This window comes from Candidatus Lernaella stagnicola, from assembly GCA_030765525.1.
In the GTDB taxonomy this organism is placed as follows: Bacteria; Lernaellota; Lernaellaia; order Lernaellales; family Lernaellaceae; genus Lernaella; species Lernaella stagnicola.
In genome coordinates, this window is record JAVCCK010000027.1 from 195,856 (window position 1) to 208,352 (window position 12,497).

Annotated in this window: 14 protein-coding genes; 6 read left to right on the plus strand and 8 right to left on the minus strand. The window is 61.2% G+C overall.

What is annotated here, in order from left to right; translation table 11 throughout:
- Positions 1-108: 108 nt before the first annotated feature.
- Genes P9L99_12585 through P9L99_12595 form a run of 3 tightly spaced genes read left to right on the plus strand, consistent with a single transcriptional unit; the run spans position 109 to position 1,864 of the window.
- A complete protein-coding gene (locus P9L99_12585) occupies positions 109-627 on the plus strand; it encodes an outer membrane beta-barrel protein (protein MDP8224191.1) in 519 nt (172 codons plus the stop codon).
- Between the two features lie 18 nt (positions 628-645).
- Positions 646-1,254, plus strand: a complete 609-nt coding sequence (locus tag P9L99_12590) for a hypothetical protein (GenBank protein MDP8224192.1) — start codon at positions 646-648, stop codon at positions 1,252-1,254.
- A gap of 4 nt (positions 1,255-1,258) precedes the next feature.
- The gene (locus P9L99_12595) at positions 1,259-1,864 is read left to right on the plus strand and encodes a hypothetical protein (protein ID MDP8224193.1); all 606 of its coding nucleotides are present in this window, start codon (positions 1,259-1,261) and stop codon (positions 1,862-1,864) included.
- Here the strand turns inward: P9L99_12595 and P9L99_12600 are convergent.
- Positions 1,854-3,236 (minus strand): CoA-binding protein, encoded by a 1,383-nt coding sequence (locus P9L99_12600; protein MDP8224194.1) that lies wholly within the window; start codon positions 3,234-3,236, stop codon positions 1,854-1,856. The genes P9L99_12595 and P9L99_12600 overlap by 11 nt on opposite strands.
- Positions 3,237-3,240: 4 nt before the next feature.
- Complete coding sequence (locus tag P9L99_12605) at positions 3,241-3,897, minus strand: outer membrane lipoprotein carrier protein LolA (GenBank protein ID MDP8224195.1); 657 nt, start codon at positions 3,895-3,897, stop codon at positions 3,241-3,243.
- Positions 3,898-4,087: 190 nt separating this feature from the next.
- Here P9L99_12605 and pyk point away from each other — a divergent pair, with 190 nt between their 5' ends.
- The 3 genes from pyk to P9L99_12620 are packed head-to-tail and all read left to right on the plus strand — an operon-like array spanning position 4,088 to position 7,011.
- Positions 4,088-5,506 carry a pyruvate kinase gene (gene pyk, locus P9L99_12610; GenBank protein ID MDP8224196.1) on the plus strand — a complete coding sequence of 473 codons (1,419 nt, stop codon included), beginning with the start codon at positions 4,088-4,090 and terminating at the stop codon, positions 5,504-5,506.
- 6 nt (positions 5,507-5,512) lie between these two features.
- Complete coding sequence (locus tag P9L99_12615) at positions 5,513-6,682, plus strand: (Fe-S)-binding protein (protein MDP8224197.1); 1,170 nt, start codon at positions 5,513-5,515, stop codon at positions 6,680-6,682.
- Positions 6,679-7,011: a hypothetical protein gene (locus tag P9L99_12620; protein MDP8224198.1), complete on the plus strand. Its 333-nt coding sequence runs from the start codon at positions 6,679-6,681 to the stop codon at positions 7,009-7,011. The genes P9L99_12615 and P9L99_12620 overlap by 4 nt, the downstream gene beginning before the upstream one ends.
- Positions 7,012-7,068: 57 nt before the next feature.
- Here P9L99_12620 and P9L99_12625 read toward each other — a convergent pair whose 3' ends face one another.
- From P9L99_12625 to P9L99_12650, 6 genes are all read right to left on the minus strand, one after another.
- On the minus strand, positions 7,069-8,313 hold the full coding sequence (locus P9L99_12625) for a protease complex subunit PrcB family protein (protein ID MDP8224199.1): 1,245 nt from the start codon (positions 8,311-8,313) through the stop codon (positions 7,069-7,071).
- Positions 8,310-8,933: a sigma-70 family RNA polymerase sigma factor gene (locus P9L99_12630; protein ID MDP8224200.1), complete on the minus strand. Its 624-nt coding sequence runs from the start codon at positions 8,931-8,933 to the stop codon at positions 8,310-8,312. The genes P9L99_12625 and P9L99_12630 overlap by 4 nt, the downstream gene beginning before the upstream one ends.
- Before the next feature lie 93 nt (positions 8,934-9,026).
- On the minus strand, positions 9,027-9,767 hold the full coding sequence (locus P9L99_12635) for a hypothetical protein (GenBank protein ID MDP8224201.1): 741 nt from the start codon (positions 9,765-9,767) through the stop codon (positions 9,027-9,029).
- 69 nt (positions 9,768-9,836) lie between these two features.
- On the minus strand, positions 9,837-11,345 hold the full coding sequence (locus P9L99_12640) for a hypothetical protein (protein MDP8224202.1): 1,509 nt from the start codon (positions 11,343-11,345) through the stop codon (positions 9,837-9,839).
- On the minus strand, positions 11,342-11,959 hold the full coding sequence (locus P9L99_12645) for a molybdenum cofactor guanylyltransferase (protein MDP8224203.1): 618 nt from the start codon (positions 11,957-11,959) through the stop codon (positions 11,342-11,344). The genes P9L99_12640 and P9L99_12645 overlap by 4 nt, the downstream gene beginning before the upstream one ends.
- Positions 11,960-12,087: 128 nt before the next feature.
- Complete coding sequence (locus P9L99_12650; GenBank protein MDP8224204.1) at positions 12,088-12,381, minus strand: hypothetical protein; 294 nt, start codon at positions 12,379-12,381, stop codon at positions 12,088-12,090.
- Positions 12,382-12,497 lie beyond the last annotated feature (116 nt).

A 12,497-nucleotide genomic window follows, 5' to 3' on the forward strand; every position in this document is an offset into this window, starting at 1 on the left:
TGACGAAGCAAAGTGCCGCGGGTATACGGGGGCGAGGGTAAAAACGGCGAATTTCAATCGATTGGGAGAGCTATGCCCATACGTCGGCGAGCGCTTTGGAGTGCGCTGTTGATCGTTTTGCTCGCTTCGCCCGTGGCTGCGCAGCGCGGCGGTCGCGTTAGCATTGTGGGCAATGCCGGTGTGGTGTGGCCGATCATGCACCATCCTTCGACGGAAAGATTCGACACGCACGCCGCATTGCTTTCCGGCGCACTGCTCAATTACGGGATCAGCGATTGGCTCGGCCTACAGGTCGGTTTGCTGCTCAGCGAGCAGCGAGTCGAAACCGATCGTGACGAGAATAACACGATGACCACGCAGGAACTGGTCATGCAACTGCGCTGGAACGTGCTCACCGGGCTCTGGCAGCCGTACCTCACGGCGGGCGCGAATTACTACGTGGTCAGCCTCGACCCGCCGCTGGACGACGAAAGCGATCCAGGCATGGTTTTCGGCGCGGGCGTCGAACTGATTTTCACCGACCACATATCGTTTGGATTGACGGGTCGATACGGCTATATTTTCATGGAACACTTCGATTCGGGTGAGATGGTTTCCGGTCTCGCCACATTGGCGTTCACGTTTTAGCCACGGGAGATTCGCCGAGTGCGCCGTCTTGTGTTGATTAGCATATGCTTGACGTTCATCCTGCCCGCGATCGCCGGGGCCAAGGATTTTCGTTCCAACACCGCCGCCGAAGGCGGTTACATATGGCTGTTCATGTACGACAAACGGGCGGCGCGTATCGAAGTGGACCCCGCTCTCACCTACGGCGGCACGCTATTTCAAATTTTTCACTTCTCGTGGGCCCGCAACATGGTCGGCGAAGTGCACTACCTGTACACCAAAGCCCGCGGCGAAGGTTTCGAGTGGACCGGCGACGATTCCACCGTGTTCGACATAACGGTCCACCACATGTCTTTCAACCCCGGCTACGTGTTTGAAGGGCGACGCCTGCACCCGTACATCTCGGGAGGTTTCGGCGCGGCGTACGTGATCTTTCAGCCGCTGGAAGACAAGGAAAAAAGCGAGTGGGATCTTGATATGAATCTCGGCGGTGGCGTGGATTACACGATATGGGAAACCGGCATGGCGGCTTTGGACCGCGTCGATGTCGGTATCCGAGCCCGCTACCTGTATATCTTTAACCGCAACATCGTCGATACCGCGATCAACGGTCTGGCCGTGACGTTGCGCCTGAATTTGCGTTGGTGACCCCATGAATTTTTGCCGTTTGGCTATTGTTTTGTGTTTGCTGCTTGGCTTCGCCGCGACCGCCGGGGCCGTGGAAGAAGGCATGCTCGCGCTCGCGCCCGAGGCCGGTTACGGCGTCATGACCGGTAAATTAGGCGACATGGTGGCCGGCGACATCATATACGGCGCGTCCATGTCCTACGGCGTGATCGACTGGCTCGGCGTGACCGGCTCGATTCTCTACGGGTCGCATCAGCAAAGCGATGAAGATAACACCGGCGAAATCGAATTGGACCATTTCGTCGGCGGCCTGGGACCGCGTTTCAACTACAACTCGCGTTTGGTCGTTCCCTACGCCGGGCTGCTCGGGGCGATGTCGTTTATGAAATACAAGTCGAAATGGTCGGCCGGGGCCAAGACGCTGGAAGACAGCGAAGACGCCCACGGGTACGGCGGCCTGGCCGAACTCGGCATCGATTTCTACCTGCACGACCTGTTCACGCTCGGCCTATGCGGCCGCGGCGGTTACTTCATCAGCAATCTGGAATTCACACACCAAGACGCTCGCGGTGAAGAGGCCGGCGGTTACGCGTATTTCGCCGGCACCGTGCGCCTGTCGGTCATTTTCTAAACGAAGCCAACATGGCCAGCGCCCGCGCGGCCCGCTCCGAATTCGGATAGATCGGCAGATAGTCGCCGACCGCCGCGGCCACCGCGGCGGTGAATGTCGGATGCCCTAGATGCGCGACGAGCACCGGCTTTTCCGCGGCGGCTCGACGCAAGAGGTCTTCTTCGCCCAACAAAAACGAAATCGGCGCGCCGCTCTCAAACGTCTCCTTGATCGCCCCCCACGGCACGGCGACGATAATCATCAACGCGTCCACATTCGGGTCGTCCAACAGCGCCGCGATTCCTTCCGCGTAAACACCCGAAGGACCCAAATCCAGCGGATTGCCCACCGGCACCCACGCCGGCGTCAGCGCGCGAATTCGCTGGATCGTCGCCGGCGCCAACGAGGCCAATTCCAACCCGTGATCGTGCAGGATATCCGCCGCCAAAATGCCTTGCGACCCGGAGGTCGTCACCATGCCGATGCGGCGACCTTGCGGCAAAGGACATGCGTCGAACGCTTTCGCGGCGTCGGTCAACTCTTCGAGGGTTGCGGCGCGAATGCCGCCCGCTTGCTTGAGCGCTCCGGTAAACACGGCGTCATGGCCCGCCAGGCTCGCCGTGTGGCTGCCGACGGCGTGCGCTCCCGACGGGGTGCGGCCGCCTTTGAGCACCACGACCGGCTTGCGTGCAGTGCAACGTCGCATTGCCGCAAAGAACCGCCGCCCGTCCGCCACGCCTTCCAAGTACATGGCCACCACGCGCGTCGTTTCGTCTTCCGCCAGATAATCCAGGAAATCCGCCTCGTCCAAATCGACGCGGTTGCCCAGCGTGATCGCCTTGGAAAAGCGCATCCCGACCGCCGCCGCGGTATCCAGCAGAATCGACCCAAACACGCCGCTTTGCGCCACGAAAGCCACGCCGCCCGGCATCATGCATTCGGGCATGACTTCGGTCGTGGCGAAACCGTTAGCCGTGTTGACCACGCCCACACAATTGGGACCGAGCACCCGCACGCCGACCCGCCGCGCCGTTTGGCTGAGTTGCTCCTGCAATTCTCTGCCGTGCGCGCCGATCTCCGCAAAACCCGCGCTCTCGACAATCGCCAAGCGGCAGCCGATGGCCGCCAACTCCTCGATCGCCGCCACCACGTGCGGCGCCGGTATTACCATGATGGCCAAGTCAAACGGACCCTGCGCGGCCGCCGCGCTGATGCTCGGGAACGCAGGTCGCCCGTAAACCGTATCGTGTTTGGGATTGACCATCACCAGGCGGTCGGCGTAGTCGCCGCTTAGTAGGTAGCGCGCGATGCCGGCCGAGAACAAGGTCGTTTCGCTCGCGCCCACGAGCAGGACTTTATGCGGATCAAACAGCGGGGCCAGCGAGTGCGGCATCGTATTACAGGCCGTCCATCATCGGCGCATCGATGATCTCGACGCCTTCCTGGGGCGTATAGACGAAGGTGCTTTCGGGAAGATTCACATTGAAGCGCGGCGTGGACAACGAGATTCGCGTGACGTTGCCGTAGGCGTCCACCGTATCCACCCGCCTCACGTAGAAGGTCTTGGGCTCGATGTGCAACACCAAATGCGCGAAGCCCATGGGTCGCCGCGGCGTGAGCTTGATGCGCGCACGGCCGTCTTCTTCGGGCAGAAGCTCGGCTTCGTATTTATGTTTCAAATCGATATCGCCGCTCAGGATCTTGATGGGTTCGGCCACGTTGAAGGTCTTGCCCGCCATATCCAGATACGCTTTTTTCTCATCGGCGTAATAGATCACCAGGCTCGCCCCGTCGGTGATGATTTCCTTGACGGGCGGGGACTTGTACACCCAGCGCATTTTGTCCGGCCGGGCTAGATAGATCGTGCCGTGCGCTTTCTTCTCGCGATTCCCGAGTTGTTTGATTTTCGCCACCTGCTCGAAATCGACGGTCAGGTCCTTGGCTTTGCTGTAACGCGCTTTCACCCCGGCGAGCACGCCATTCAAATCCAGCGCCCAAGCGCCGCTGCACAGCGTCAAGCTCAACAGCAGGGTCAACACGATCACTCGTCGCATTCGCATCTCCTTTTTCCGACTCGCGCGGACTGTACCAAATCGCCGCTTTTTCGTCAGGCCTACCGCCGCCCCGGCCAAAAAGATAGCGCCGGGGCTCTCGCAACCGCGCGGTTTCGCGCTATACTCAGCTTCGCACCACAATCCGCGTGCCGCGCGATGATCACTCACAAACTGCGAGTGGGGCGACATTATGTCATTTACGAAAATTTTGTGTACCCTCGGCCCATCCACCGACGACCCGCAAGTTGTCGCGGCCATGGTCCGCGCCGGAATGGACGGCGCGCGAATTAACTTCTCCCACGGCGGTGAAGACGCGCAGCGCCCGCGGGTCGAGGCCGTGCGCGCCGCCGAGCGCGAGGCAGGCCGGCCGCTGGCCGTGCTGGCCGATCTCCAAGGGCCTAAAATCCGCATCGGTCGTTTCCCCGACGGCGCTGTCGAACTCGACGCCGGGAACGAATTGACCATCGCGCCGGGCGACGGCCCCTGCTCCGCGGCGCACCTCACAGTTGATTATCCGCTACTGCTGGATTCGCTGCGTCCGGATACCGATATCTTTCTCGCCGACGGCTACCTGCACCTACGCGTGCTGCACGTCGAAAGCAACAAGGCCGTCTGCCGCGTGGTGCGCGGCGGCATGCTTTCCGACCGCAAGGGCGTCAACGTGCCCGGCGCGCCCCTGAACGTGCCGACGATGACCGACAAGGATTTTCGCGACGCCTTGGCCGCCGTGAGGCTCGGCGCGGATTTCATAGCCCTGTCCTTCGTGCGCACCGGCGAGGACATTACGACGTTGCGCAACTTTCTCCGCGCGCAGGGTACCGTGTTGCCCATCATCGCCAAGCTTGAGCGACCCGAAGCCATCGCCAATCTCGAGGCGATACTCGAGGCTGCGGACGGCATCATGGTGGCACGGGGCGACCTGGGAGTGGAAGTCGGTGTCGACAAAGTGCCGGTGCTGCAAAAGAAGATCATCGCGGGGGCCAACAAGCGCGGCAAACCGGTGATTGTCGCCACGCAGATGCTCGAATCGATGACGTTCTCGCCGCTGCCGACTCGCGCCGAGGCATCCGACGTGGCCAACGCGATTCTCGACGGCGCGGACACAGTCATGCTTTCGGGGGAGACCGCCGCCGGGCATTACCCGTTGGAGGCGGTCCAGATGATGGAGGCCATCGCGCGGCAGACCGAGCCCTTGGTCGAGATGGTGGCCGAACCGCCCCTCAGCGCCCACGACGCGTCGCCGGTGGCCAAGGCCGTCGTGGACGGGGTGATGGCCATGGTGGACGACATCCACCCGCGGCTTATCGTCGCCTACACGTCCAGCGGTTCCACGGCGTGCCTACTGTCCAAACGACGTCCGCCGGTTCCGGTCGTTGCGCTCACGCCTCACGAGAAGGTCATGCGCCGCTGCAGCCTGCTTTATGGGTGCATGCCGCTGCCCGCGCCGGAGGTCAAGACCACCGATGACATCTTCCGTCTCGCCGAACGTTTGTTGATCGAACGCGGCCTGGCCAAGCCCGGCGACCAGGTGATTCTCGCGGCCGGCGTGCCGTTCCACGAATCGGGCACAACGAACCTGATTCACGTTTACGAAATCGGCACGGAGTAGGTGCCCATGAATCCCTGCATCCACTGTGGAACCTGCCTCAATCGCTGCGTGTATATGCAGCTCGACCTGGTCGAGGCCGCTGCCGAAATGACCCGGCTCGACGCGGGCGAGCCGACGCCCCACATCGATCGCGAATGCATGTCCTGCGCGGCCTGCGACGTGTTTTGCCCCGAAGACGCGGAGCCCTACACGCGCATCCTCCAGCGTTTCTACGCCCGCTACGTGGCGCACGGCCTACCCGAACGCGTGCGGTATTTCATGCCGACGTTGCCGGACAATTTTCGGTCATACGTTCTGTCGCGGTTGCCTGATGACGAACAGCGCCTCGTGGCGCAATGGGCCGACAACGAGCCGGCCGGCGACGTGCTGTATCCCGGCTGCAATCTGATCACCTGCGCCTACCTGACCGAATCCGGCGTGTTCGACGACCTGACCATCGCCGGAAGCCTCGAGGCGTGTTGCGGCGAGATGTACTTCCGCTTCGGGCTCTTCGATGTTGTTCGCCGCTTCGCCGAAAAACACACGGCGTACTACCGCGACCGGCCGATCGACCGCATGGTTTTCGCTTGTCCCGCGGGACTGAATATGTTTCAACACATTTTGCCCGAACGCTTCGGGGCGCAATTCGATTTCCCGATGATGTTCGTGACCGATTACCTCCACGAACTCTTCGACGCGGGAACGCTGCAAGTGGTAAACCCCCTGCGCGGCAAGGTTGTCATGCACGACAGTTGTCACGCGCGGTGGTTGGGGCCGGAACTCATGGACAGTGTGCGTCGTCTGCTCACCCGCCTCGGACTTGACGTGGTCGAAGCGGAACACTCGCGGGAAGATGGCTTTTGTTGCGGCATCGCCGCAGGCGCGCCGCGGCAGTCTTTGCAGGACATGACTTTGGCGGTGACGCGCGCCGCCACGGAATATCAGCGCAGCGAGGGCGAAAACGTGGCGACCTATTGCACGGGCTGCTACCTCACGCTGGCGTCGCTGCCCGCGGGTTTCGGTTTGGGTAAGCCGGTGCGCCATGTGTTGGAGTGGGTGGCCGAGGCGGTGGGGCGGCCGGTGGAGGATCGGATCGGCTCCCGCGTGCGGACGATGCTGCTCGGGATCGTACAAAACGCGTTGCCTCGCTATCTTTCGCGGCAACGTTTCTTTATCGGCGGAGGATCGGACAAATGAAAAAACTGTTTCTTCTCATTCTGGTGGCGGCTGTGATCGGCGGCCTGTACTACTACTATTTTGTCGACACCCTGACGTTGAAGGATCTGGTCGGCGATAACGACTCGAAAACCCTCAATTGGGTCGTCAAAAAACTTGATTTCGATACCGGGCTGACCCGCAACGACTTGCGGAAAATCAAGAGCGCGTTTCGTGACAAAAAGATGAAAACGGAAGAAGCCATCGACGAGATGCTCAACGATCCCGACCTTGAGAAGATCGGCAAGAAACTCAAGCGCATGCCCGACCAAACTCTCGAGTGGCTGGTCGAACAATACGAAGACCGATAAAAAAAGCCCGGCCGAATCGGCCGGGCGTCCACTCACTTGTTTGTGCTTCCCGTCGCTTTATTCGCGAACGACGTCCAAACTCGTGGCCGCATTCACGGTAAGCCCGTCGATCTCGCGCGGAATCATGACCACCGAGAAAGGCTGCGTCAGGGCCATCGTCACACCCTGGCCTTCGTGCGGCGTGGTTTCACGAATCACCAGCACGAGCTTGTCGCCCTCGCGTTTGATGTCCAGGATTTCCACCGCGAAGCCGCCGGTGCTGTGCAAGCCCATGAACACGCCCACGACCGCGAATTGGTCGAAATCCACCTGGGGCATCGGCGCGGGCGGAATACGGTGCGCGGTCAACAGCCGCCAAAGCTTGTTCCATCGCGGCGTATTCGTGGCGATGATTGCCGCCCGCTTCGTGACGCCGCAATGGTAGCCCTGCCACCGTTTGACGATTTTCGCAGCCGGCGCGTCCTCATCGGCCTTGGCTTTCTTTTCCGCTACGGGCTCTTCCAGCCGCGGCGTGGGAGGCGGTACGCTTTTCGCTTTTTTACGCTCGGTCGTTGCCAGACCACCGACGTTTCGGCTACCGCTTCCCTTTGCCCCGCGAGGGTACTTGCCGAACACCACGGGTCGCAGGCCGAGGTCGGAGTCCCAGATGTCCTCATGCGGCGAGCGATAGGGCTCTTTACGCGGCGCGGCCTTGGTTAAGGCTTTGGCTCCGGCTTTCGCCGCGGTGTCCGCCATGATTTCGGCGTCCCGCGTGGCTTGTTCCTTCAGAGCCGACGCCACGGGCGGGGCCAGAACCCGTACATCCCGCACGTACCCGCCATCGGGGTCGATGTGATTGATCGCTTCGACCAGCGCGCCGGTCGCGCCGTCTTTTGCGGGGCGGGAGAGGTCTTGTTGTTCGCCACTGGTTGTGTCGTTGAAGGAAAGGGCCAACGGGGCCTGTTCCATCAGCGGGTCGGTCAATCGCAAATAGCCGAACAAGGCGACACTGATGACGATCGCCACGAACACGGCCGCGATCGCTGACAGGGGCCGGAATGATTTTGATAAGCCGCGCACGCGATCCTTGAAGTACACGGGCCGGCGGCGCGTGGTGGCGCGCAAGATGGAATCGGTCATATCCGGCGGCGTTCCTTCGTCCGGCAGGCTACGTACCATCGGGTGCAGACGTCGAATGAGTCGCAACTGTTCGGTCAATTCCGGATTCTCGGCCAGATGCGCCTCGACCTCCGCATGCTCCTGCGGCGACAAGGTTCCGTCGATATATTCCGCTAACTGTTGTTCGAGTCTATCGTGGTTCATCCCACGCCCTCCGCCTCGACGAGGGGCTTCAGCATTTTTGCCAGTTCGGACCTGGCCCGGTGGATACGGCTTTTGACGGTGCCCACGGCCTGCCCGGTGATTTCGGCGATTTCCTCATAGGACAATCCCTGCAGATCACACAGGACAATCGCCTCACGGTGGTCGTCGTTTAAGCGGTCAATTGCCTTACGCACGGCAATTCGGGTGCGCTCGGCGCTGACCAGTTCGGCCGGGTCCGGGTCGTTTGCGGCGTATTGACGGCGCGGCCCATCGTCGTCGTCGATGGGGGCGTCGAGCGACTCGCCGTCATAATAGTGCCTTCTTTTCAGGTACTTGATACGATTTCTGCAGTGGTTCGCGGCCACCATGTACAGCCATGTGGAGAACTTTGAGTCGCCGCGAAAACCTTCCAGTGACCGAAATACTTTCACAAAAATCTCCTGCGTCACATCCTCAGCCTCATCCGGCACTCGTAAGAAACGCAACGCGAGATTGAATATCCTCCGTTGGTAACGGAAGAGCAATTCCTCGAAGGCGCGGTCATCGCCCGCTAGAAAGCGTTCAATGCACTGAGCGTCTTCCCGGTCGATCTCGTTTCTTACCATTCGTGCCGTTGCCACATCTTCCTTCGACAATCCGCTGCCAGGGAAGTTCCGCAAGAGTTAGGGGTCAATCGGCGGCAATATACCACCTTTTTTGATATTTACGAGCGCCTACTCCGCCGCAGCGGGGCCGCAAAAATCAAAAGGATTGAAGGTTTCGCCGGTTTTTTGGCGGAAATCTTGTTTAAGTCGCACAATCAAGTCGGTCATCTCCTTGACCAGCCGTTGCAGTTCCCTTTCGCGCCGATATTTCGCGCCGGGGGAAATATTGCCGCGCCGCCGCACGCGCTCGAGTTTTCCCTTGTTATCTTCCAGGCGTGTTTCCAAATCGCAAATTTGTTTGCCGATGCGTTCGGCTTCCCGGCTGTATTGTTTGCGCTTTGGGACCGGCGCGCCGCCCGGACCGGGCGTGAAATCAATCTGCTCTTTGTCCAGCGGTCCCATTTCGAGCACCATCGGCGCAAACAGGCGACCGTAGGCTTCGCCCTCAATACCGTCATGAAATGCAACAGTTTGTTTTTTATAGCAATTTTCCATAGACTCGCGGTTACGATCCGCGTTTGACTCCGTGCTTTTGCAGCGCTCCGGCAACGACTTTTGCCAATCCAGCATTCGGCGTCCGACGTCTTGGAGCTCGGTCACGGAGATCGCCACCGAGAAACCCGGCAGCGGCAGGCAATGTTGATCGTCTTCGGAACATCCGCACGCCTTGCCGGCGCGGTCCAGTACGGCCTGTGCCTCGTCACCGTCGCCCGCCACAATGGCCGCGCGCCAGGCGTCAAACGGAAAACAGTCCGACGCCGCGGCCCCCATGGGGAAAATAAAGAGCAGTATTATCAGAAGCTTACGCAAAATAACAGGCTCCTTTGCCTCCGCTATCCTACTCAATGAAACGCGTTCGGAAAAGCCGACCCACGCGCGTCATGGCTGCTCGACGCGCACCAAGTGGCCCGCCGCGTTGCGATACTCGGTTTTGACCACGTAACCCAAGGTGTCGTACTCCACGACCGCCACGGCATAGGCGTAAACCGGGTGGTCGACCAAATGGCCCTTGGCGCTCAGGTAGCGACGCTCCACGATGTTGCCGAAGCGATCGTAGGTGGTGACGGTTTGCGCGAAACCGAGCCCGCGAATCGCTCGCAGCTCGTTCTCGGGACCATAGCTCGCGACGTGCGTTCGATACCCACTCTTGTTATAGAGGTAGCGAATTTCCGCTACTCCGGAGTCTCGCCGCGTCGCCGGCTTGTCGGCCGCGTCGCGGTATTGTTCCCGCGTTACCTCGCCGTGCGAGCCGTATTCCCACAAAATCGCCGCGACGCCCGTCACCGCATGGGCGACCGGGCCGTTCAGCCCGTGAAAGCTTTGCCGCACCGGCAAACCGGCGGCGTTGAATTTCCACTCGATGCGCATGGCGCCGCTGCCCCGCCCGGCGCAGGGCTGTTGATCCACGCCGAAGAATTCCTCGGCCGTGATTCGCCCTTTTTCGTCGCGGGTCCACGCCACGCGCGCGGCTCCCAACTCCGGCCTGACGACCGCTTGGCCGGCGGCGTCCAGATAGCTTTCCATCACGACATTGCCGATCTCGTCGTACCACCGTTGCACCCGGTTGGCGCCGATTCGCCGGTCGACGGCGGGTTCACCTTGGGCATCGAGAAACCGGCGGGACGCCTCCATTCCGGCTTTGTTGTATTCGAAACGCACCTGCGCAAACCCGGTGGTCTGGCCGTTGACCATCAGTTGATTCAGGCCGTGGGTGGATGAAGCCGCCAGGCGACCTTCGGAGTCGTATTCCCACCACCGCATGGCGATGCCGCCACGATTCACAATCGGTTTGCCCGACTCGTCCCCGTGCGTGACGCGCACCGGCCGATTCTTCAGGTCGTATTCAATTTTCAGCGAGGCCACGCCGTCATTGTCCCGCGTGGGCTGTCCATCGCGACCTTCAAAAAACACTTCGACGACTCGGCCGGCCTTGTCCAAGCCGAAACGGTACGTCGCCACCCCCCGTTCGTCCCGGACGGGAAAGCCAAGGTGATTCAGATTGCGCCGCGCTACGGTTTGCCCCGTCGTGTTTCGCTCGAACACGATGCGGTGCAGCCGGCCGCTGGGCATCGGCAATCCGAGGTGATTGAGGAATTCGTAAATCCGCTTGCCGTCTTCGTCCCGCATGCGAATTTCCGCGACGCCGAAACGCGGCTCCAGCACGGGCCGACCCGCATCCAGAAAGCGAATGTGCGTGACGCCGCGCTTCTCGCTCATGCGATACGCCTTGGTCTGCGCCGCTTCCTTGTGCGAGAGCGGTTGGTCGCCGACCAATTCGTAGTGCTCGTCGAATTTCAGATCGCGATAATAACTGGCGCCCGCGCAACCACTGAGCCAAAGCAACGCCACACTCAACACGACCGCCGCCAGCCGCGACCCGTTTTTCATGATGACTTCCCCTCCTCGTCAACCGCCCGCCAACGACGCCAATCGTCGGGCGTGTTGATGTTTACGAAACTGCGCAATTCAGGATCGTGCCGCCGCAGCCAGTCGATCTCCACGATGCGCGTGCGCACCTGGTCGGCCAATGCCATGATGCGGCGTTCGCCTGCCGCCACTTGTTGTTCGATCACTTCGCGGCATCGTTGGGAATACACCGCGAACAGCGGCTCGTATCCCTTTGCCGTGCGCGGCACGACCCAATCCGCCGTCGGGTCCAGCGCCACGAGCGCCCGCACGAGATCGTCTTGCGGAAAAGGAGCGTCCACCGCGAGGACAAAGGCCCGCGGGGTGTTCACTCCGGCCAAACCGGCATGCACGCCCACCACGGCGCCGCCGCCGGTCAGCACGTCAGGTACGAAAGGTGCGGGGATTTCCGGATAGCGCGCCGCCTCGCCGCCTGCCACGACGACATGGGAAAACAGCGCCTGCATCGACGACACCGCGCGGTCCAACAACGTGCGGCCGCCCCACTCCAGCAACGCCTTGTCGCAACCCATGCGGCGACTTCGTCCCCCGGCCAGTATGACCGCAGCGACTTCTTCGAGGCATGGCCCGGTCATCGCGACACAAATCCTTTCTCATAGCAACAGGCCGCCGGCACGGGCGGCCTGTAGTACGGTGCCAAATTGACAAACCGGTGCGTCGCGCCCGGCGCCTTGTTCGCGCCGAACGCCGCACCCTGAGGCGGTCAAACCTGTACGGCGACCTGGGTACGTGGCGCGAGGCGTTCTTGACGGCCGTCGCGCGATTCCAGCAAACCACGTTGCGGATCCATCACACGCATCAAGGGGCCCATATTGCCCTTGCCCTTCAAGACTTGCCTTACGTAGTCGCCGGGTTTGCACTCGTGCAGGCGTTTGATGACGGTTTCTTCGAACGCGCCGCCCTTGGGCTTACGTCCACCGGTCGCGCGGCCGCGATCGATGCGGTCCAGCAAACCGTCTTCCACCAATTTATTTCGCCAGGAATCTCCATGGCCCATGAAATTCTCCTTTCATCCTCAGTAGAAAATAGTACGCACACGCCGTGTTTGGCAATGCGCCCGCGGCGGCTTTTTTGCGGGGCGACCTTTGACCGGCGTGAACGGGTACGCTAACG